This is a genomic window from Anoxybacillus kestanbolensis (genome assembly GCF_001996285.1).
In the GTDB taxonomy this organism is placed as follows: domain Bacteria; phylum Bacillota; class Bacilli; order Bacillales; family Anoxybacillaceae; genus Anoxybacillus; species Anoxybacillus kestanbolensis_A.
Window position 1 is genome coordinate 102,587 of record NZ_MQAD01000019.1, and the last position, 21,446, is coordinate 124,032.

26 protein-coding genes are annotated in these 21,446 nt (G+C 43.8%); 8 read left to right on the forward strand and 18 right to left on the reverse strand.

What is annotated here, in order from left to right:
- The gene (locus BO219_RS10725) at positions 1–1,332 is read right to left on the reverse strand and encodes a PhoH family protein (RefSeq protein WP_077429528.1); all 1,332 of its coding nucleotides are present in this window, start codon (positions 1,330–1,332) and stop codon (positions 1–3) included.
- A 109-nt stretch (positions 1,333–1,441) separates the two neighbouring features.
- On the opposite strand from BO219_RS10725, the gene BO219_RS10730 reads away from it, so the two are divergent.
- Entirely contained in the window at positions 1,442–2,026 is a 585-nt protein-coding gene (locus tag BO219_RS10730) for a YhcN/YlaJ family sporulation lipoprotein (RefSeq protein WP_077429529.1), read from the forward strand.
- A 19-nt stretch (positions 2,027–2,045) separates the two neighbouring features.
- On the opposite strand, the gene BO219_RS10735 is transcribed toward BO219_RS10730, so the two are convergent.
- On the reverse strand, positions 2,046–2,501 hold the full coding sequence (locus tag BO219_RS10735) for a pyridoxamine 5'-phosphate oxidase family protein (RefSeq protein WP_077429530.1): 456 nt from the start codon (positions 2,499–2,501) through the stop codon (positions 2,046–2,048).
- A 287-nt stretch (positions 2,502–2,788) separates the two neighbouring features.
- Between BO219_RS10735 and BO219_RS10740 the strand changes: the two genes are divergently transcribed.
- Entirely contained in the window at positions 2,789–2,989 is a 201-nt protein-coding gene (locus tag BO219_RS10740) for a YlaI family protein (RefSeq protein WP_004891284.1), read from the forward strand.
- Between the two features lie 29 nt (positions 2,990–3,018).
- On the opposite strand, the gene BO219_RS10745 is transcribed toward BO219_RS10740, so the two are convergent.
- The 3 genes from BO219_RS10745 to typA are packed head-to-tail and all read right to left on the reverse strand — an operon-like array spanning position 3,019 to position 5,447.
- Positions 3,019–3,300 (reverse strand): hypothetical protein, encoded by a 282-nt coding sequence (locus tag BO219_RS10745; RefSeq protein ID WP_077429531.1) that lies wholly within the window; start codon positions 3,298–3,300, stop codon positions 3,019–3,021.
- Positions 3,297–3,599 carry a YlaH-like family protein gene (locus BO219_RS10750; RefSeq protein WP_006321349.1) on the reverse strand — a complete coding sequence of 101 codons (303 nt, stop codon included), beginning with the start codon at positions 3,597–3,599 and terminating at the stop codon, positions 3,297–3,299. Before BO219_RS10750 ends, BO219_RS10745 begins: the two co-directional genes overlap by 4 nt.
- A gap of 12 nt (positions 3,600–3,611) precedes the next feature.
- Positions 3,612–5,447, reverse strand: a complete 1,836-nt coding sequence (gene typA / locus BO219_RS10755; RefSeq protein WP_006321348.1) for a translational GTPase TypA — start codon at positions 5,445–5,447, stop codon at positions 3,612–3,614.
- A 104-nt stretch (positions 5,448–5,551) separates the two neighbouring features.
- On the opposite strand from typA, the gene BO219_RS10760 reads away from it, so the two are divergent.
- Positions 5,552–5,734, forward strand: a complete 183-nt coding sequence (locus BO219_RS10760; protein ID WP_064220898.1) for a DUF5325 family protein — start codon at positions 5,552–5,554, stop codon at positions 5,732–5,734.
- Here BO219_RS10760 and BO219_RS10765 read toward each other — a convergent pair whose 3' ends face one another.
- The 4 genes from BO219_RS10765 to BO219_RS10780 all read right to left on the reverse strand — a co-directional run bounded on the left by BO219_RS10765 (position 5,735) and on the right by BO219_RS10780 (position 8,097).
- Complete coding sequence (locus BO219_RS10765; protein WP_077429532.1) at positions 5,735–6,517, reverse strand: inositol monophosphatase family protein; 783 nt, start codon at positions 6,515–6,517, stop codon at positions 5,735–5,737.
- A 50-nt stretch (positions 6,518–6,567) separates the two neighbouring features.
- A complete protein-coding gene (locus tag BO219_RS10770) occupies positions 6,568–6,756 on the reverse strand; it encodes a hypothetical protein (RefSeq protein WP_077429533.1) in 189 nt (62 codons plus the stop codon).
- Positions 6,757–6,835: 79 nt separating this feature from the next.
- A complete protein-coding gene (locus BO219_RS10775; protein WP_035020273.1) occupies positions 6,836–7,105 on the reverse strand; it encodes a UPF0223 family protein in 270 nt (89 codons plus the stop codon).
- A 32-nt stretch (positions 7,106–7,137) separates the two neighbouring features.
- On the reverse strand, positions 7,138–8,097 hold the full coding sequence (locus tag BO219_RS10780) for an NAD(P)H-dependent flavin oxidoreductase (protein WP_077429534.1): 960 nt from the start codon (positions 8,095–8,097) through the stop codon (positions 7,138–7,140).
- 186 nt (positions 8,098–8,283) lie between these two features.
- Here BO219_RS10780 and BO219_RS10785 point away from each other — a divergent pair, with 186 nt between their 5' ends.
- Complete coding sequence (locus tag BO219_RS10785) at positions 8,284–9,750, forward strand: aminotransferase class I/II-fold pyridoxal phosphate-dependent enzyme (RefSeq protein ID WP_077429535.1); 1,467 nt, start codon at positions 8,284–8,286, stop codon at positions 9,748–9,750.
- Positions 9,751–9,869: 119 nt separating this feature from the next.
- Here BO219_RS10785 and BO219_RS10790 read toward each other — a convergent pair whose 3' ends face one another.
- Positions 9,870–9,983: a GapA-binding peptide SR1P gene (locus BO219_RS10790; RefSeq protein ID WP_003395198.1), complete on the reverse strand. Its 114-nt coding sequence runs from the start codon at positions 9,981–9,983 to the stop codon at positions 9,870–9,872.
- A 133-nt stretch (positions 9,984–10,116) separates the two neighbouring features.
- Positions 10,117–10,410: a DUF3055 domain-containing protein gene (locus tag BO219_RS10795; RefSeq protein WP_055440226.1), complete on the reverse strand. Its 294-nt coding sequence runs from the start codon at positions 10,408–10,410 to the stop codon at positions 10,117–10,119.
- 127 nt (positions 10,411–10,537) lie between these two features.
- Here BO219_RS10795 and BO219_RS10800 point away from each other — a divergent pair, with 127 nt between their 5' ends.
- Positions 10,538–10,918 (forward strand): DUF1885 family protein, encoded by a 381-nt coding sequence (locus BO219_RS10800; protein WP_077429536.1) that lies wholly within the window; start codon positions 10,538–10,540, stop codon positions 10,916–10,918.
- Here BO219_RS10800 and BO219_RS10805 read toward each other — a convergent pair.
- The 5 genes from BO219_RS10805 to pdhA form a co-directional block, all read right to left on the reverse strand.
- Positions 10,906–11,142 (reverse strand): hypothetical protein, encoded by a 237-nt coding sequence (locus BO219_RS10805; RefSeq protein WP_041638619.1) that lies wholly within the window; start codon positions 11,140–11,142, stop codon positions 10,906–10,908. The genes BO219_RS10800 and BO219_RS10805 overlap by 13 nt on opposite strands.
- A 79-nt stretch (positions 11,143–11,221) precedes the next feature.
- A complete protein-coding gene (gene lpdA, locus BO219_RS10810; protein WP_077429537.1) occupies positions 11,222–12,634 on the reverse strand; it encodes a dihydrolipoyl dehydrogenase in 1,413 nt (470 codons plus the stop codon).
- Positions 12,635–12,638: 4 nt separating this feature from the next.
- The gene (locus BO219_RS10815; RefSeq protein WP_077429538.1) at positions 12,639–13,919 is read right to left on the reverse strand and encodes a dihydrolipoamide acetyltransferase family protein; all 1,281 of its coding nucleotides are present in this window, start codon (positions 13,917–13,919) and stop codon (positions 12,639–12,641) included.
- 48 nt (positions 13,920–13,967) lie between these two features.
- Positions 13,968–14,945, reverse strand: coding sequence for an alpha-ketoacid dehydrogenase subunit beta (locus BO219_RS10820; protein WP_004891307.1), 978 nt, complete (start codon positions 14,943–14,945; stop codon positions 13,968–13,970).
- A gap of 3 nt (positions 14,946–14,948) precedes the next feature.
- The gene (pdhA, locus tag BO219_RS10825; protein WP_077429539.1) at positions 14,949–16,055 is read right to left on the reverse strand and encodes a pyruvate dehydrogenase (acetyl-transferring) E1 component subunit alpha; all 1,107 of its coding nucleotides are present in this window, start codon (positions 16,053–16,055) and stop codon (positions 14,949–14,951) included.
- A gap of 384 nt (positions 16,056–16,439) precedes the next feature.
- Between pdhA and def the strand changes: the two genes are divergently transcribed.
- Positions 16,440–16,994, forward strand: coding sequence for a peptide deformylase (gene def, locus BO219_RS10830; RefSeq protein WP_077429540.1), 555 nt, complete (start codon positions 16,440–16,442; stop codon positions 16,992–16,994).
- A gap of 27 nt (positions 16,995–17,021) precedes the next feature.
- Here the strand turns inward: def and BO219_RS10835 are convergent, their stop codons facing one another.
- Positions 17,022–17,798 (reverse strand): Cof-type HAD-IIB family hydrolase, encoded by a 777-nt coding sequence (locus tag BO219_RS10835; protein WP_077429541.1) that lies wholly within the window; start codon positions 17,796–17,798, stop codon positions 17,022–17,024.
- A 443-nt stretch (positions 17,799–18,241) separates the two neighbouring features.
- Here BO219_RS10835 and BO219_RS10840 point away from each other — a divergent pair, with 443 nt between their 5' ends.
- Both BO219_RS10840 and rnjA read left to right on the forward strand, forming a co-directional pair.
- Entirely contained in the window at positions 18,242–18,457 is a 216-nt protein-coding gene (locus BO219_RS10840) for a DNA-dependent RNA polymerase subunit epsilon (protein WP_006321313.1), read from the forward strand.
- The gene (gene rnjA / locus BO219_RS10845; RefSeq protein WP_012575451.1) at positions 18,454–20,121 is read left to right on the forward strand and encodes a ribonuclease J1; all 1,668 of its coding nucleotides are present in this window, start codon (positions 18,454–18,456) and stop codon (positions 20,119–20,121) included. Before BO219_RS10840 ends, rnjA begins: the two co-directional genes overlap by 4 nt.
- 592 nt (positions 20,122–20,713) lie before the next feature.
- Here the strand turns inward: rnjA and BO219_RS10850 are convergent.
- Positions 20,714–21,163, reverse strand: coding sequence for a hypothetical protein (locus BO219_RS10850; protein WP_025039205.1), 450 nt, complete (start codon positions 21,161–21,163; stop codon positions 20,714–20,716).
- Positions 21,164–21,446: the final 283 nt, after the last annotated feature.

Consider the following 21,446-nt stretch of genomic DNA (forward strand, 5'->3'; position numbering starts at 1 on the left):
TTATAAAAGATCGGCAGCAAGCTGCGCCAGCGACGAGCGCTCCCCTTTAATTAACCGCACGTGCCCAGCCACTTTTTGTTCTTTAAATTTCTCGACGACGTATGTGAGTCCGTTATTATATTCATCTAAATACGGATGATCAATTTGGGCAGGATCACCCATTAATACAATTTTACTTCGTTCCCCGACGCGCGTTAAAATTGTTTTCACTTCATGTTTCGTTAAGTTTTGTGCCTCATCAATAATAATAAACTGCTCTGGAATGCTTCTGCCGCGTATATACGTAAGCGCCTCGACTTCAATCGACCCCATGCCTGATAAAATCGCATCAAGCTCACCCGGCTTTTTCGTATCAAATAAAAAATGTAAGTTATCAAAAATCGGTTGCATCCACGGGCGTAATTTCTCTTGTTTTTCCCCCGGCAAATAGCCGATATCTTTTCCAACCGGTACAATCGGGCGGGCGACAAGCAGCTTTTTATATAGCCGTAAATCTTCCGTCTGCATCAATCCTGCCGCTAACGCCAGCAACGTCTTTCCTGTTCCTGCTTTTCCGATGAGCGTCACGAGCGGAATGTCGGTGCGAAGCAACAGTTCACATGCCATCGTTTGTTGCACGTTGCGCGGACGAATGCCCCAAATGTGATCGTAATGAAAGATGAGTTTGCGCACTTTTTTCCCGGTATGATCAACCATACCAAGCGCTGATGACGAACCGCCAAGCGCATCTTTCATAATAATAAACTGATTCGGATAAAACGGGTGGTTTGTAATTTCCGCTAGCACAAGCTCACCTTTTTCATAAAAGCGCGCCAAATGTTCTGGACTTATGTACAAATCTAAAAAGCCGGTGTAAATATGGTCAATTTCCACGACGCGGTCGCTTAAAAAATCTTCCGCCTCAAGCCCAATCGCATCAGCTTTGACGCGCACGAGCGCATCTTTGCTCACTAAAATGACCGGACGTCCATTTTCTTTCGTTTGTTCTTCCAACGATAAATTTTTCGCCACAGCTAAAATGCGATTATCATTCGTTTTTTCTACAAAAATTTCTTGGAGTTGCTGAAAGGAGCGATGGTTTAATTCAATGCGCAACACCCCACCGTTATCAAGCGGGATTTTTTCATGCAATTTTCCGTTTTTCCTTAAGTTATCAATAATTTTCGACACTTGTCGAGCGTTTCTCCCTACTTCGTCCATATATCGCTTTTTTGAGTCCACTTCTTCTAACACGACAGCCGGGATGACAACTTCATTATCTTGAAAGGAAAAAATGGAATACGGATCTTGTAACAATACGTTTGTATCTAATACGTATATTTTTTTGCTCACGCTTTTTCCCCCTTGACGACCGTCGTTGGACGGGATTGTTGTTTATATATATGAACGGGCGTATAAAGATAGAAGAAGTTTTGCAAAATAAAGTTAAAGACGAAAAGGGGTGGAACGATTGAAATATATCTTCATCTTCATGTTGCTTTTTATAAGCGCCTGCGGACAACAAGCACAGCCGAAAGATCGCGATTCGCTCATTCATGTGAAAAATACGACAAATGAAAAAATCGTCAATAAATCAGGACAACAAATTGCCCGTCATCTCGCCCATCTTGCGAGCAGCGTTCCGAATGTCAACGATGCGACCGTATTAGTTGTCGGGAAATATGCGTTAGTCGGCATCGACGTCAACGCTAAACTCGATCCGTCGCGGGTGGGGACGGTGAAATATTCTGTCGTGGAGAGCTTACAAAAAGATCCGTACGGGGCGAATGCGATCGTCATCGCTGATGCGGATTTGAATACGAGGTTAAAAGCCATTCAAAAACAAGTGGAGAAAGGAAAGCCGATTCAAGGATTTATGGATGAACTCGCCGCCATCGTCGGACGGGTCATGCCTGAAATTCCGAGCGACTTTCTTCAAACGAAAAATCCGCGCTCAACACGACAAAACGACAAGCAGCTAAACGATGGTGAACAACAGCAACTCGAAAACGAACAACAAAAACAATCAAACGACCATATGAAATAAGCCGAGCGTATTGCTCGGCTTATGCTTGTTTTAATGCGCTCATCACTTGTTGATCAAGTTTCGCTGCAGCTTGTGCATCATACGTTTTTTCGTATTTCGGTTCGACGGAAATTTTTGCTCCGTAAAACATGACATCGCGCACTTCTTCAATATCGACTTGAACCGCGGCAAGCTTCAACGGAACATTTTCTAATTTTTCAACTTTCACGTGCGCTTTTCCGCTAATGGAGTACGTCGATTCGTTGGCGATTAAAACGATCGAAATCGCTGGATTCGCTTTCACGTTCGCAACGATGCGGGAACGTTGATCGACCGCAAAATATACTTTGTCAGGGGCAGGCGCATACACCCATGAAATCGCACTTGCATTTGGTGCACCTGTTTCGTGGTCAATCGTACATACAATGACATATCGTTCTTTTTGTAACGACTGGAACAACGGTTCAATTAATGTTGGCTCTACCGCATTTGGCATATGTATCCCTCCTTATTTTTATCATACCTTTTTTTCACACAGTTTCAAACAATATGATATACTAATTTTCAAGAAAAGCGCAAAGCGCCCAAATTTCGCCTAAAGGCAGCCCGCTTCCTGCGGGCAACGGCGAAATGTCGCCATCCTTGGCTCCGCGAAGATCGCACGAGCCCCACCGAGGAGGCTTAGCCGCTGAAAGAAGGGGCGGAGCGACTCGAGCCGATGGCGCTTGGAGCTAGACAGCTCCCTAAATCTGAAATTTTTAAAAAAACATGTGAGGTTTGACGATGAGAGTACGATGCATTCTTTGTGAAAAAATAGATACGTTAAACGATGAAACGTTGCTTGCAAAACGATTGCGCAATCGCCCGATTCATACGTATATGTGTGAAACGTGCCATGAGCGCATTGCGCAAAAAACGAAAGAACGGCTTGCAACGGGCAAATTTCGCTTTTTCCGCACGAGCAAACATGAAACAGAATGGTAAGAAAAGCGCCCTGCACGAAGCGTGGGCGCTTATTCGTAATTGACATATTTTTCAGGTTCGCGATTAATTTGATCGAGCATCGTTTCAACGAGCTCGGCTGGAAAGCGAAACGTGCGTGATTCGTTGTTTACAGTGAACGCGACCGTATAGACGTCATCTTCTTTTGTATATGTGATTTGCTCAATCGCATGATCTTCACGCAACAAATCAGAAAAAAATTGTTCCGTCTCTTGTGCTGCCGTATCGTCTGGGCGCGCCTGCGCAACCACTTTAATTGTCAGCCAATTGTATACCGCATCTTGTAATTTCACGCATTTTCCCCCTCGCGACGAAGACGCCATTTATAAATGATTAATACGACGGCAGCGACAAGCAATCCTTCCGCCACAGGTAAAAAGACAGCAAAAAACGTTAAAATCGTACAGCCGAGCACAAGTAGCGTATAAATGACGACGTTTTTTAACATCGGTAATTTACGCGCAAAGCCGAGACGATACACAATGATCGCTAACACGACGATCGTCGCGTACAACAACCACATCCCTGTTATCGGCTGTTCGTGCACGTTGTATAGCGAAGCGAAAAATGACAGGCGACCGATCACATCCATGACGACTTCCCCCTATTTCTTTTGCTCAGCGAGTTTTTTCTTTTTCGCAATTTTTTCGCGTTCGTTTTTATCTAATATTTTTTTGCGCAAGCGAATCGATTGTGGCGTCACTTCGCAATATTCGTCGTCGTTTAAATATTCGAGCGCTTCTTCTAACGTCATGAGACGCGGTTTTTTCATCGTCACCGTTTGTTCTTTTGTCGATGAGCGAACGTTTGTCACATGTTTCATTTTGCATACGTTCACGACTAAATCGTTGTCGCGGCTATGTTCGCCAACGATCATCCCTTCATACACTTCCGTTCCCGGCTCGATGAAAATAACGCCGCGGTCTTCGACTTGCATAATGCCATAAGCCGTCGCTTTTCCTGTCTCCATCGAAATGAGCACCCCTTGATGTCTGCCGCCAATTTGCCCTTGGATGACAGGTTGATAGCTGTCGAACGAATGGTTTAAAATACCGTATCCGCGCGTAAGCGACATAAATTCCGTCCGATAGCCGATTAATCCGCGCGCAGGCACGAGGAAAATAAGGCGCACTTGCCCGTTTCCGTTATTGATCATATCGATCATTTCCCCTTTGCGCGCCCCAAGCGACTCCATAATCGCCCCTGTATATTCTTCTGGAATGTCAATTTGCACACGCTCAACTGGCTCGCACATGACGCCATCGATTTCTTTCATAATGACTTCTGGCTTTGATACTTGCAGTTCAAAACCTTCACGGCGCATATTTTCAATTAAAATCGATAAATGAAGCTCCCCACGACCTGACACGATCCATGCATCTGGCGAATCGGTCGGCTCAACGCGAAGCGAGACGTCTGTTTCTAACTGTAAACGAAGACGTTCTTCAATTTTTCTTGCGGTCACATGTTTTCCTTCTCGTCCTGCAAACGGGCTATTGTTCACAAGAAACGTCATTTGTAACGTCGGTTCGTCAATGCGAAGCGGAGGCAATGCTTCTTGCGCGTCAAGCGGACATACTGTTTCACCTACGTTAATATCTTCCATGCCGGAAACAGCCACTAAATCGCCCGCTTTCGCTTCTTCAATTTCGATGCGTTTTAATCCGAGGAAGCCAAACAGTTTTGTGACGCGAAACGTTTTCACAGAGCCGTCTAGCTTCATAAGGGCGACTTGTTGTCCCACTTGCATGCGCCCGCGGAAAATACGGCCGATTCCAATGCGACCGACGTAATCGTTATAGTCGAGAAGGGCGACTTGAAATTGAAGCGGCTCATCGCTATTGTCGATTGGAGCCGGAATATGCTCAATAATCGTTTCAAATAGCGCCGTCATGTCGGCGTCTTGTTTGTCTGCATCTAAACTTGCCGTTCCGTTAATCGCTGAAGCGTACACGACCGGAAACTCAAGCTGGTCTTCTGATGCCCCGAGCTCAATAAATAAATCGATCACTTCATCGACGACTTCGTGTGGGCGCGCAAATTCGCGGTCAATTTTATTAACGACAACAATCGGCGTTAAGTTTTGTTCTAACGCTTTTTTTAACACGAAGCGCGTTTGTGGCATACATCCTTCGTACGCATCGACGACGAGCAACACCCCATCAACGAGCCGCATAATGCGTTCGACTTCTCCACCGAAGTCGGCATGTCCCGGCGTATCTAAAATGTTAATGCGCGTGCCTTTGTATTGAATGGCTGTATTTTTTGCTAAAATCGTAATGCCTCGTTCACGCTCTAAATCGTTGCGATCAAGCGCCCGTTCTTCCACTTGTTCGTTCGCCCGAAACGTGCCGGATTGGCGAAGCAATTGGTCGACTAACGTCGTTTTTCCGTGGTCAACGTGCGCAATAATCGCGATGTTGCGAATATCGTTTCTCAATGGTTTCAACTCCTATTTTTCAACATTGCGCGTCTATTATAGCACAAACATAGTAGAAAAGCGGAATGTTTTGTTGTAATCTAAAGGAAAGAGGAGGAAAACATATGAATAAATTTCAACCGCTTTTTTTTATAATGGCGCTACTTGCGACGATAACGTTAATAGGCACCGGCATTGCGATCGCTTATCGACATGTGCCAGCGATCGTCGGTTCTCTTATTGCCTTTTTTGGCGTGATGGGGCTTAGTTTTTCACTAAAAAAAAGAAAAAGCGCTAACGAGCGATAGTTAGCGCTTGATCATCGCAAGTATTTCTTCATGCAATCCCGGTTTTGAAACAAACACCGAGCTTTTTTCGATCATATTGAGCGGCTCACCGTACAAATTTGTCACCACACCGCCTACTTCTTCAACAATAACCATCCCACCAGCAATATCCCACGGCGACAACCGAAGCGTAATGTACGCATCTAGTTTACCTGATGCGATGTACGCCATCTCAAGTGCCGCAGAACCGTATGAACGCGTGCCGCGCGCTTTTTTCACAAGCGGGGCTAGCACATGTGGGTCGATGCGGCGGTTTTCTGTCACCCACGTTGCATTTAGCGAAATGATTGAACGTTCAAGCGTCGTTTTCTCAAGTGGTGGAAGCGGCGTGCCGTTTAAAAACGCCCCTTTTCCTTTTTGGGCGTAATATAGCTCGTCAAACGCCACATCATATATGTAGCCAAGCATGCCGACACCGTCTTGAAACACCCCGACAGAAATCGCAAAATGGCGCTGTTGATGAATAAAATTCATCGTCCCGTCAATTGGGTCGATAATCCAAACGATACCATCTAGCGCTTGTAATTCATCGCCGAGCCCTTCTTCTCCTAAAATGCGATGCGTCGGATACGTTCGGCGAATGCGTTCAATAAAAAATTGTTCAATTTCGCGATCGACGTTTGTTACTAAATCGGACGGGCTTGATTTCGTTTCGATTTTTAGTTTCGTTTGAAACGCATCGCGTATGCGTTCCCCTGCTTCGCGAATCCAATGCTGCATATGTTGATCAATTTCGTTCCACATAAAAAACCTCCTGCATATATTTATGTAGAAAAGGCGGCGTTTGCCGCCTTTCAGTTCGACAGACGAATAAGTTCTTGGCGCAGTCTTTCGAGTTTTCGTTTACATTCATTTTTTTTCGCTTCATTATTTTCTAACATCGCTTCATAAAGGGTGGCTAGTTCATAATCAACTTCGAGCTTTAATACTTTTATTCGGCGTTCTCCATCCATTTTTCTAAATCCATCGGCTGTTTTTCTCACATTTGTGCACCCCTTCCGCTCTTATTTTTTCTGAAAATTCTTTTTTATATACTATGTAGCGAAAGGGGGATATGCAACTTTACATTTTCACAATCTCTCCGTTGGACAACTCTTTTCCTTTTTTAACTGTTTGGTAAGAGGAATAGCCGCTTACTTTTTCAAATTCATCGCATAGTTTTCGCTCTTCCGCTTTGCTTGGAACGATTTGTTTAAAGCGGCGATATAAGTTCATGAATTGCTCTCGTTCAATCCCTTGTTCGTACGCTTGTTCAACGCCTTCGTAAAATTTAATAACGTCGATGATTTCTTCGGTTGACCAACTGTAATCAATCGGATAAGCATATTTCATGATGTTCACCTTTCTTTGTTTGCTGTTTCGTTTTAGTTTGCCCAACGGGTGCGAATTTGTTCCGCCTCGTTTATCATGCGCGCAAAAAGTTCGCTAACGGTCGGCACGTCGTGAATAAGTCCGATCACTTGCCCCGCCCATGCAAATCCTTCTTCTGTATGACCGTCGTAAATAAATCGTTTGTTCGCTTTTCCGCTAATGTACTCTTTTAGTTGTTCGTATCCTTTTCCTTCTTGTTCAAACTGTAAAATTTTTTCTGTCCATTCGTTCAACAAAGCGCGCGCAGGGGCACCGAGCGATCGTTTAATGACGACGGTGTCGCTTTCGGAGCGCTCGACAAGCATTTGTTTATACACAGGATGGGCATGAATGCACTCTTTTGTCGCAATAAAGCGCGTGCCCATTTCAATTCCTTCCGCTCCAAGCGCAAGGGCAGCCATCAGCCCGCGCCCGTCGCCAATGCCACCTGACGCGATGACAGGAATCGATACGGAATCGACGACGCGCGGCACTAGGACAAACGTTCCGATATCGTGCTTGCCGAGATGTCCGCCTCCTTCTTGACCGACGACCATAACAGCATCTGCGCCGAGTTCCTCCGCTTTCACCGCTTGTCGCACCGCCGCCACGAGCACAAGTTTTTTCACCGGCACGCCTTGTAACTGCTCAAAAATCGGAGCAGGGTTTCCACCTGTCATCGAAATGACCGGCACGTTTTCTTCAATCGCTACTTCAAGCATGTGCGCAAACGGACGCCCATGTTGTCCGATCGCAAAATTCACACCAAACGGTTTGTCCGTTTTTTCGCGCACTTTTTTAATTTCTTCTCGCAGCTCATCAGGTGTCTCAAGCGACATCGCCGTAATTTGCCCTAGTCCCCCAGCATTCGACACCGCCGCCGCTAAATCGGCATATGCTAAATACGCAAGCCCCCCTTGAATAATCGGATAACGAATGCCTAACAACTCCGTTACTCTCGTGTTCCAGTTCACACATCATTCCCCCTTTACTTTTTATCATTCTTCACTTATAAAGAAAAGTCCTTCACAAACAATAAATGAAGAAATATGCAATCGTTTTGATTTTTAAGCAAAAAAACCATCTTTGCAAACGTATAAAGAAGTGCTATAATTCACTTTGTTTTATGTAAATCCAAGTTAAAGAGGTGTACAGCGAAATTGTCACAGTATGAAACACCGTTATTTACCGGACTGTTAGAGCATATAAAGAAAAATCCGATTCAATTTCATATTCCTGGCCATAAAAAAGGAGCAGGCATGGACGAGCAGTTTCGCTCCTTTATTGGAGAAAATGCGTTAGCGATCGATTTAATTAATATCGGTCCGCTTGATGATTTACATCAGCCAAAAGGAATGATTAAACGCGCGCAAGAACTTGCGGCAGAAGCGTTTGGAGCGGACTATACGTTTTTCTCCGTTCAAGGAACGAGCGGAGCGATTATGACGATGGTCATGTCCGTCGTAGGACCTGGGGATAAAATTATCGTCCCACGAAACGTCCATAAGTCTGTCATGTCAGCGATCGTTTTCTCAGGAGCGACACCGATTTTCGTCCATCCTGAAATTGATAAAGAGCTTGGCATTTCACACGGCATTACGCCAGAAGCGGTAGAAGCGGCATTAAAGCAACATCCCGACGCCAAAGGGGTGCTCGTCATTAACCCGACGTACTTCGGCATTGCTGGCGACTTAAAGCGCATCGTTGACATTGCGCACGCATACGGCGTTCCTGTTCTTGTTGACGAGGCGCACGGTGTGCACATTCACTTTCATGAAGATTTGCCGCTATCAGCAATGCAAGCAGGGGCAGATATGGCAGCGACGAGCGTGCATAAACTAGGCGGGTCGATGACGCAAAGCTCCATTTTAAACGTGAAAGAAGGGCTTGTGTCGGCAAAGCGAGTGCAAGCGATTTTAAGCATGTTAACGACGACATCAACATCTTACTTATTGCTCGCTTCGCTTGATGTGGCGCGCAAACGGCTTGCGACAGAAGGACATGAGCTTGCGGAACAAGCGATTCGCCTGGCAAATGAAACGCGGAAGCAAATTAACGATATCGACTATTTATATTGCGTCGGAAAAGAAATTCTCGGGACAGAAGCAACGTTTGATTACGATCCGACAAAGCTCATTATTTCAGTCAAAGAGCTTGGACTCACTGGCTACGACGTGGAAAAATGGCTTCGTGAACGCTACAATATTGAAGTCGAATTGTCGGATTTATATAACATTTTATGTATTATTACACCGGGCGATACGGAGCAGGAAACGAACGTATTAGTTGATGCGCTTCGTCATTTATCGAATGAATTTCGCCATCAAGCGGAAGTCGGGAAAAAAGCGGAAGTGATTTTACCAGATATTCCTGTGCTTGCGCTCACCCCGCGCGATGCGTTTTATGCAGAAACGGAAGTCGTGCCGTTTGATGAATCGGCAGGGCGCATTATCGCGGAGTTTGTGATGGTATATCCACCTGGCATCCCGATTTTTATTCCGGGTGAAATTATTACGGAAGAAAATTTAAATTACATTCGCAAAAATATCGAAGTCGGCTTGCCTGTTCAAGGTCCAGAAGACGATACGTTGCGAACGTTGCGCGTCATTAAAGAACATCAGAAATGAAAAAAGCGGAGCTCGTGTGGAGTTCCGCTTTTTTCATCAATAAAAAGAGACCGGCTATGCCGATCCCTTCCCTCTATATATGTCTCCTCATCCCCCAAAAGCTCGTTCCGTTCTATATGTTATTCCTCGTCTTCACAATCGCATGTGCAACATTGACCGTACAATACCGTTACTTTTTCATCTTCAAAATGATCGATTGTCGCATTGCATGTTTGGCATACAATTGTACCCATCCCCGATAACCCCTTTTCCTTTGAAATGTTTGAAAACGTTTTACTGATTTCATAATAATATGTCACATTTGTTTTGTCAATAGGAATTAGTATGACATATTTAAACAAAAAAAAGAGACGTAATTCACGCCTCTTACTCATATTGTTCAGCATAAGGTGTCGTTGGTAAAATGTCTGAGAAAAATTCCGCTAAATCTTCAGCTTGTTCTTTCGTGTCAATACGGAACGTACGTTGTAAATAGTCGTGGTCTTCGATGTCTTTCGGGTCGAGGAGAGCGGAGCGGCCTGTTTGCATACAGATGACAAGTGGTTTGCCAAAAAACATATTCGTATAAACGATGCCGAAATCGTAACGGACGTCTTTTGTCGTAAAGCCGACAAACCTCACTTTTACTTTTTCATGCTCATCATACAATTTTTCAAACATCTTATTCCCTCCTTCTTGTATATTAAACTTTATTATATCGTACCATTCATATTTTCGCAATTATTTGTTTTTTCATATATATTCATGATACAATGAAAGTGATTTCAACATGTTTGAGGTGAACAAAATGGCTCATACAGCTACAATTGAACTTGTCCCTGCATCAACGTGGGAGACGGTGACGTTAGAACAATGCAAACAACTGCTCGAACAATTTCGCGACATCGCGCGCAAAACGGGCGAACAGCTCGCTTGGGACTACGCGGAATCCGCTTTCCCGTATGACATCGTCATGAAAGAAGACCGCATTTTGTTAGTTGGAAAAAATGACCGCTATCATATGATTGAATGTCGCGTGCATGAGCGTGCGGTCGAGTTTGTCTTGCCAAAACAAGCGACGCATGGCGATAAAGGAAAAGCGAATGAACTATGTAAATTTTTCGCTAAACGAATGGCAGGGAAACTGCATTTATTTAACGGGCGAGTGATGTATTATTACAAACGATAATCCCAAAAAAGCTGACGACAAACGAAATAGACGGCAATCGTTAATAAGGTTGTCCAACATGCGCGCTTTTTCGTTAAACGAAACCGAAGCGCAAGCAAAAAAGCAACATACATAAACATGACAAACAACAACGCTTTAAAAATAAAATGATCGTGGGCCGATCTCCATTCAACAAGTGAAAATAAGCTCCAAATAAGTAATTGAAGTAAAAAGACGATATACATGTTCATACACCCCTTATGAACATCATATGATCGTCTCAAAAAAATCATGAAAAAAGAGGACGGCGAAGCCATCCTCTTTTTATTTGTTAATAATATGAATTGGGCTACCGAGCGCCACTTCTGCCGCTTCCATTGTAATTTCTCCAAGCGTTGGATGCGCATGAATCGTCATCGCAATATCTTCAGCTGTCATGCCTGCTTCGATCGCTAAGCCAAGCTCTGCGATCATATCCGATGCGTTCGGACCGACGATTTGTGCACCGATAATGACGCCATCGTCTTTCGTTAAGACGAGTTTTAAGAAGCCGTCTGTTTCGTTTAATGCAAGGGCACGGCCGTTTGCACCGAACGGGAATTTTGCGGTAATGACGTCAATGCCTTCTTCGATCGCTTGTTTTTCAAAGTAACCGACAGACGCGCATTCAGGGTCAGAGAAGACGACAGCTGGAATCGCTAAGTAGTCAATTTCAGACGGATGACCAGCGATCGCTTCTGCAGCAATTTTTCCTTCGTATGACGCTTTATGCGCAAGCGGTGGACCTGCAACAACGTCACCGATCGCGTAAATGTTTGGTACGCTCGTGCGGCATTGCTTGTCGATTTCAATTAATCCACGTTCTGTCATTTTGATGCCAATTTGTTCAAGTCCCATTTCTTCTGTGTTCGGACGGCGACCAACTGTGACAAGCACGTATTCGGCATCAATTGTTTTCGTTTCGCCGTTTACTTCAAATGTTACCGTTACGCCGTCTTCACGCTCTTCGACACCTTTTGCAAGCGCGTTTGTAAAGACGTCTACTCCTTTTTTCTTTAAGCGACGACGAACGACAGCGCTCATTTGTTTTTCGAAGCCAGATAAAATTTCATCTGCGCCTTCTAAGATCGTAATTTTCGTTCCGAAGTTTGCGTATGCTGTTCCTAATTCTGTACCGATGTAACCGCCGCCGATGACGACCATCGATTTTGGAATGTCAGGTAAGTTTAATGCGCCTGTCGAGTCAAGCACACGCTTTGAAAATTTAAACGTTGGCAACTCGATTGGACGAGAACCTGTTGCGATAATGGCGTTTTTAAATTTGTACGTTTGCGCGCTATTTTCTGTCATGACGCGAACGGTATTTTCGTCCACGAAATACGCTTCGCCGCGCACAATGTCGACTTTATTTCCTTTTAATAATCCTTCGACGCCACCCGTTAATTTTTTCACGACGCCAGCTTTCCATTCTTGCACTTTTGAAAAGTCGACTTTTACGTTTTCTGCAAAAATACCCATATCTTGTGAATGTGTTGCAATTTCGTAACGATGACCGGCAGAGATGAGCGCTTTCGATGGAATACATCCAACGTTTAAGCACACTCCACCAAGGTTTCCTTTTTCAACGATCGTTACTTTTTGGCCGAGTTGCGCCGCACGAATCGCTGCGACGTAACCGCCGGGACCTGCACCGACGACGAGAGTTTCTGTTTCAATTGCGAAATCGCCTACTACCATCGCATTACGCCTCCATTAATAATAATTCAGGATCGTTTAATAAACGTTTAATGTGATTTAACGCATTTTGTGCAGTTGCACCGTCGATCATGCGGTGGTCGAAGCTTAACGACAACGCTAATACTGGAGCGATAACAATTTCACCATCGCGCACGATCGGTTTTTCTGAAATGCGGCCGATACCTAAAATCGCTACTTCTGGATGGTTAATAACTGGTGTAAACCATTGACCGCCTGCTGAACCGATGTTTGTAATTGTGCATGTTGCACCTTTCATTTCGTTTGGCATTAATTTGCCTTCGCGCGCTTTTGTTGCAAGCTCGTTAATTTCTTTGGCGATCGCAAAAATTGATTTGCGGTCGGCATGTTTCACAACCGGAACGAGCAAGCCTTTATCTGTGTCCGCTGCAATTCCGATGTTGTAGTAATGTTTATGAACGATTTCTTCTGTCGCATCATCGATGGATGTGTTGAGCGCTGGATATTCGCGAAGCGCAGACGTTAACGCTTTAACGACATACGGTAAGAACGTTAACTTAATGCCTTTTTGCGCTGCTACATCTTTAAATTTCTTACGATGCGCAACAAGTTTTGTCACATCGACTTCGTCCATTAATGTAACGTGTGGTGCGGTATGTTTCGAGTTCACCATCGCTTTGGCGATCGCGCGACGAATACCGCTCATTTTCTCGCGTGTTTCTGGGAACTCGCCTTCAAGAACAACTGGTTGTGGTGTTGGTGCTGCTTTTTGTTCTTGTGCTGGCGCAACTGTTTCCGCTTGTGGTGCTTTCGTTTCTGGTTGTGGCGCTGCACCGCCTGCCAAGTACGCATCGATATCTTGTTTTAATACGCGACCGTTTTTGCCTGTTCCTTGTACGAGGTGAATGTCGACACCTTTTTCACGCGCATATTTACGCACAGATGGCATCGCGATGACGCGTTTTTTCGGTTGCGCTTGAGCTGGTTGCTCTTGTTTTACTTCTTCTTTCTTTTCTTCTACTTTTGGCTCATCGCCATGATCGCCTTTAAATTTTAAGTTTTCGTATCCTGGCGCATCAAATTTAATTAACGTTTGACCGACCGTCGCAACTGTTCCTTCGCTCACTAAAATTTCTAATACTTTCCCTTTAACTGGAGATGGAATTTCGACAACTGCTTTATCGTTTTGCACTTCGCAAAGTACGTCGTCTTCGTTTACTTCATCGCCCGGTTTCACAAACCATTTGACAATTTCACCTTCGTGAATTCCTTCACCGATATCCGGTAATTTAAATTCAAATGCCATGGATCTCAACCTCCTATTTCTTAAATGGGGAGGGGAACGCCCCCTCCATTAAAACGTCATTACTTTTTTCACCGTTTCAATCACATCTTTAAAGTTTGGCAACCAGACTGGCTCTGCTTGCGAGAACGGATATACTGTATCTGGTGCCGCAACGCGCAACACTGGCGCTTCAAGGCTAAGAATTGCACGTTCGTTAATTTCTGCTACAACGTTCGCGGCAATGCCTGCTTGCTTTTGCGCTTCTTGTACAACAACCGCACGACCTGTTTTTTCGACAGATGCGATAATCGTTTCAATGTCTAGCGGTTGAACTGTGCGCAAGTCAATAACTTCAACAGAGATGCCTTCTTTTTCAAGTTCTGCTGCCGCTTTTAACGACTCGTGTACCATCGCACCGTATGTGATGACAGATACGTCTGTTCCTTCACGTTTAATGTCTGCTTTTCCGATCGGAATTGTATATTCGCCTTCTGGTACTTCTTGACGGAACGAGCGGTACAATTTCATATGCTCTAAGAAAATGACAGGGTCGTTGTCGCGAATCGCTGAAATGAGTAAGCCTTTCGCATCGTATGGTGTCGATGGGATGACAACTTTTAATCCTGGTTGTTGTGCGACAAGCCCTTCTAAGCTATCAGCATGCAATTCTGGCGTATGTACGCCGCCACCGAATGGCGAGCGAACCGTAATTGGCGCATGGAAGCGGCCGCCAGAACGATAGCGCATGCGCGCCATTTGACCAGAAATGGAATCCATCACTTCATAGACGAATCCGAAAAATTGAATTTCAGGCACAGGGCGGAATCCTTGCAACGCTAAACCGATCGCTAAACCGCCGATTCCTGATTCTGCAAGCGGTGTGTCGAATACGCGATCTTCGCCAAACTCCGCTTGCAATCCTTCTGTCGCGCGGAATACCCCGCCGTTTACACCGACGTCTTCACCGAACACAAGAACGTTCGGGTCTTTGCGCATTTCTACGCGCAACGCATCCGTGATTGCTTGAATCATTGTCATTTGCGCCATGGCTTATTTCGACTCCTTTTCTTTGTAGATTTCGTATTGTTCTTTTAAGAACGCTGGCATGTCTTCGTACATGATCGACATTAAGTCTGTTACTTTTTGTTTTGGTGTTTCGTCCGCTTTCTTAATCGCTTCTTTAATGTCTTCTTTCGCTTGTTCGATCACGCGATTTTCTTCTTCTTCGCTCCATAATCCTTTGTTTTCTAAAAACTTGCGGAAGCGAACGAGCGGATCTTTTTTCTCCCATTCGTTTTCAAGCTCTTTCGAACGATAGCGTGTTGGGTCGTCTCCTGCCATCGTATGTGGACCGTAGCGGAAGCAAAGCGTTTCAATCAATGTTGGTCCTCCACCGTTAATTGCACGCTCGCGAGCGTCACGAACTGCGACATACACGGCAAGCGGGTCCATTCCGTCAACTTGAATGCCCGGAATACCAGCTGCTGCTGCTTTTTGTGCGATTGTTTTTGCCGCAGATTGTTTTTCGACTGGTGTGGAAATCGCAAAACGGTTGTTTTGAACGATAAAGATCGCTGGCGCGTTAAATGCCCCTGCGAAGTTAATTCCTTCGTAGAAGTCCCCTTGTGATGCACCGCCGTCACCTGTATATGTAACCGCAACCGCTTTTTTGCCGCGTTTTTTCATGCCGAGCGCAACGCCGGCTGCTTGAATAATTTGCGCACCGATAATAATCTGCGGCGGCAACGCGTTCACGTCTTCAGGAATTTGGTTGCCATGGAAATGTCCGCGTGAAAATAAAAACGCTTGGTAAAGCGGTAAACCGTGCCAAATCATTTGCGGAACGTCACGATAGCCCGGTAAAATGAAATCTTCTTTTTCTAACGCAAAATGGCTCGCTAATTGGCTCGCTTCTTGTCCTGCTGTTGGCGCATAGAAGCCGAGACGTCCTTGACGGTTTAACGAAATGCAACGTTGGTCAAGTACGCGCGTATATACCATGCGACGCATTAATTCTTTCAATTGCTCATCCGTTAAATCAGGCATCGCCGCTTCGTTTACGACTTCGCCTTCTTCGTTTAAAATTTGAAATGTCGGAAACTGCTCAGCGACTTTTTCAAGTTGCTTTTTCACATCAAATAGGGGCTTTTTACCCATGTTGTTCACCTCATCCTTTCTTTTTCAACACGTAAAATGATGCACCTTTTAATTTGCCCAAAAACGATTTGTTTTTACTACGTTTGTGTATGAAAAGCTGTATTAATGAAAAAAGCAATTACGATTAATACAACTGTTTTTTTACATCTTTCAGTTTACACCTTTCGACAACGCTCGTCAATCAGTTTGCTTGACACGTTCTATGTAAAAATGAAATTTAGAAAATTTTAACTGTGTTATGAATCTGTTATACTTATTTTTTTCAATCTGTATTATTTCTGTTTTACAACGTGTTTATGTATGTTTCGTCAGGCGATTGCACTTTTGTGCATGATCGCCCATAATAAAACGTAGTCTACTTTATGTATGAAGGAGTGAAACGACGTGATTACGATGAAAGATATTATTAAAGATGGGCATCCGACGTTACGAAAAGTAGCGGAAGAAGTTCCCCTTCCCCCTTCTGAAGAAGATCGCCGCATTTTAGCGAGTTTATTGGAATATGTAAAAATGAGCCAAGATCCTGAGCTAGCGAAAACATACGGGCTTCGTCCAGGCATTGGCTTAGCTGCCCCACAAATTAACGTCTCGAAACGAATGATTGCGGTGCATGTGACGGATGAAAAAGGAACGTTGCATAGCTATGCGTTATTTAATCCGAAAATTGTGAGCCATTCGGTTGAGATGTGCTATTTAACGAGCGGAGAAGGTTGTTTGTCTGTAGACGAAGCAATTCCGGGTTACGTGCCGCGCTATATGCGCATTACCGTCACCGGAACGACGCTTGAAGGCGAAACGGTGAAACTGCGCTTAAAAGGATTGCCTGCGATCGTATTTCAACATGAAATTGACCATTTAAACGGCATTATGTTTTATGACCATATTAATAAACAAAATCCGTACGACGTGCCAGCTGGCGCTATCCCGATTGAACGTTAAAAAAAGGGTGTCCATTGCGGACACCTTTTATTTCAACAATCCGAGCTGACGTAAGCCGAATAAAATGCCGTCTTCATCGACCGGTTTTGTAATGAAATCAGCTACTTTTTTCGCTTCTTCATGCCCATTTCCCATCGCGACACCTGTGCCGACAAAGCGAAGCATTTCTGTATCGTTTAACCCATCGCCGAACGCATAAACGTTTTCGCGCGGAATGCCGAGTTCGTTCATCATTTTTTTAATTCCTTCTGCTTTTGACCCTCCATATGGCAATACGTCCGTTGACACCGCATGCCAGCGCACGAAGTGAAACGTCGGAAACGATTGAATATACGGCTGTTCTTCTTCTGGTTTACAAAACAAAAGCGCTTGATAAATGTCGTTTCGTTCATCATACGTTTCATCGTGCGGTGGATGAGTAAATTTTAAACTTCCCATGCTTTCATGAATGTACGGATGATCGGCTACACTTGCACGCATCGTGTCGGCGTCCATAAAAATAAGCGGATGGTCATTGTCGCGTGCCATTTGTTTTAATGAACGAAGTTGCTTGCGATCAAGCGGTTGATTGTAAATGACCTCCCCTTCAAAAACAACATACTGTCCGTTAAAGCTGACAAACGATTGAATGTCAAGCTCTTTTCGCAACGATTCAAACATAAACGGCGCTCTTCCTGTGGCGATCGCTACATATACCCCTTGTTTTTTTAATTCATGTATCGCTTCATATGTCGATTCCGGCAACTGTTTATCATGATCTAACAACGTTCCGTCAATATCAAAAAAGACGATCTTTCTCTCCATGTTTCTCGCGCTCCTCGTGTAAAAGTTCACAAACTTACCGTAACGGAATTGCGCCATATTGTCAATAAATTGGTTGTTTCAATGTATATTTTCCCATGCAAAATTTGTCGATGATCTTCTTATAATAAATAATAGATCAGACATTTACTTTCCATCAAAATCGGATACAATAAAAGTGAGGAGTGATGCGTCATGTTGAAAAAGTTGAAACGCAAGCTGCTCGAACAATGGAAAGAACTTTTGCGTAAAAAATCCATTGCCTAGTTGTACGAGCCCTTCAATCGAAGGGCTTCTTTTCAATTTTGTTTCCTATTCTACACTTTTTATATATAATAGGAAAAGCGGAAAGCGGCCGGAGCTACACATCGCTTCACTTCCTAAAAGGGAACGATGAAGTGTGGTATAATAAAAAAAGCAACATTACACATAAGGAGAGATGAACGTTGATTTTTAAAGTGTTTTATCAAGAAACGATCGATGAAGTGCCGGTAAGAGAAAAAACGAAGACGCTCTACATCGAAGCAGAAAGCGAGCGAGATGTGCGCCGAAAATTACAAGACCGTCATATCAATATTGAATACATTCAACCGCTTGAAGGGGCGCATTTAGCGTACGAGCAACAAAACCCTGATTTTCACGTATTGGAGATTGAACAATGAACATGTTGAAAAATAAACAAGTTGGCGTTTTCGCCCTCGGCGGTCTAGGCGAAATCGGAAAAAATACATATGGCGTGCAGTATGAAGATGAAATCATCATCATCGACGCCGGCATTAAGTTTCCGGAAGATGAATTGCTCGGCATTGATTACGTCATTCCTGATTATAGCTATTTAGTGAAAAACGCAGAAAACATTAAAGGATTGTTTATTACGCACGGACATGAAGACCATATTGGCGGCATTCCGTATTTACTTCGTCAAGTGAACGTGCCAATTTACGGTGGAAAATTAGCGCTTGGGCTCATTCGCAACAAATTAGAAGAACACGGATTGCTTCGCCAAACGAAACTAATTGAAATAAAAGAAGATGACGTCATTTCGTTCGGAAAAACTGCGGTAACATTTTTCCGGACAACGCACAGCATTCCAGATAGCTACGGCATTGTCGTCAAAACACCGGTCGGGCAAATTGTGCATACAGGTGACTTTAAATTTGACTTCACCCCTGTCGGCGAGCCAGCAAACTTAACGAAGATGGCAGAGATCGGGAAAGAAGGCGTCCTTTGTTTGTTGTCCGACAGTACAAATAGCGAAATTCCGCATTTTACGATGTCTGAGCGACGCGTCGGCGAAAGCATTCACGATATTTTCCGAAAAGTACAAGGACGCATTATTTTTGCGACGTTTGCTTCCAACATTCACCGCTTACAGCAAGTCACCGAAGCGGCTGTATTAAACAATCGGAAAATTGCGGTGTTCGGACGAAGCATGGAAGCGGCCATCGAAATTGGACAACAGCTCGGCTACATTAAATGTCCGAAAGATACGTTCGTTGACGCTACGCAAATTAATCGCCTTCCTGCCCATCGCGTGACCATTCTTTGCACCGGAAGCCAAGGTGAGCCGATGGCGGCGTTATCGCGCATCGCCAATGGGTCGCACCGTCAAATTCAAATTATGCCGGGGGATACAGTCGTCTTTTCATCTTCGCCAATTCCGGGCAATACTGTAAGTGTCAATCGCATCATTAACATGCTTGCGCGTGCAGGAGCGGAAGTCATTCATGGACCGCTTAGCGACATTCATACGTCTGGTCACGGCGGACAAGAGGAACAAAAATTAATGATTCGCCTCATGAAACCGAAATATTTCATGCCGATTCACGGTGAATATCGCATGCAAAAAATGCATGTAAAACTAGCTGTCGATTGCGGTGTACCAGAAGAAAACTGCTTTATTATGGACAACGGAGAAGTGCTCGGCATTAGCGAAGAAGGCGCAAGCATCGTCGGCAAAATCCCATCTGGCTCCGTCTATATCGACGGAAGCGGCATTGGCGATATCGGCAACATCGTCTTGCGCGACCGTCGCATTTTGTCGGAAGAAGGATTAGTCATCGTCGTTGTGAGCATCAACATGAAAGAAATGAAAATTGCCGCAGGTCCAGACATCATTTCACGCGGATTCGTCTACATGCGTGAATCGGGCAATTTAATTAACGATGCACAACAGCTTATTGCCAAACATTTACAACAGTTACTCGAACAAGGAACAAATCAATGGTCGGACATTAAAACAGAAATTACCGACACCCTTGCGCCGTTTTTATACGAAAAAACGAAGCGAAAACCGATGATTTTACCGATTATTATGGAAGTGTAAAAAAAGAAGGTGCCCGCTTGGACACCTTCTTTTTTAACGTAATTTTCGAAAGAAGTCTCCCGCCTCAAAGAACGTGACGAGCGGCAGCCTAGAGATGAGGAGAAGTAAAATGTTTGCGAGAGAAAAAACAAGTTCGTGCTTTGGTATAATCAGGATCCTGTCGAATGTGTTCATTGACAGAATATATTTTGTTGAATATAATAAAAATACAAATGTGGGGTGTGTTAGTTACCCATGATTAGTCTTTCGCCACCATTAAAAATTGCACGACGAAAGGCTGGACAAGTGACTTGAAAACTTGTCGCTCATCCGCAAGCGACTCATAAGTGGCGGATTCGAAAACTTGTCGCTCATCCGCAGGCGACTCATAAGTGGCGGACTCGAAAACTTGTCAAAAAAGAAGTGGGGTATCCGCTTCTTTTTTTTAGATTGGGGTATTACGATATGTCTGAACATTTAACAGCGTAATTAGCACAAAATTCGAACCAAATTTAACAAGGTAAAAAGCACATTAAAACGCTTGGGTTTATTCCAAGCGTTTTAAACTAAAATTATATTGACTTGTTAAATCAAGACTGTTACTAAAAGGTTACTACCGTACTTCAATTACAAAGGCATAACTTGAATCTCCCTTTTCCCATCTTGCTGAAACATCATACACATATACACCTTTTTCTTTTGGTAATAGTATCACATTATCATTTATTGGAACATTTTCTGTTTTTATATTTGTAAGCCATCTATTTACTACTAATGTATTTTCTTTAGGCTCGTCTTTGAATTCTATTTTCAATTGGGAATTTGGTGGTACAACCACAGGTTTTAGTTCTTGATTTTTAATGAGTTCTGGCGGAGAACTTGTATCAGCACAAACAGAATTAAGTAATCCATTCCAACAATACGAACCTTGTGTCACTTCTACCTTTTTTTCTCCAACAGTTATGGTTGGTAAAGGTGGTTTAGCACTAAATAGTCCAATAACAAAATAACCCCCAATGCCTAACACAATTAATACTAATAATGGAATTAAAAACTTTTTCATACACTTTCCTCCTCGTGGGTTAATTTTCCCTTTGCTAATTTTCTAAGTAATCTATATATTTAGTTTAACATAAAATACCAAAATCCTTAAAAAGGATTTCGTCAAAAAATATTGATATTTCAACAAAAATAAAAAACCAAATCGTATGGTGATTTGGTCTTATAAAATATTGGACCTGAGTCAATATATTGGACAGAAAAAAGTTAACTCGTTATGCTGACTGACGTGCTTGATCTTCTACTTCTTGTGGAGTTCTGTAACCTAAATGGCTGTGAATACGTTT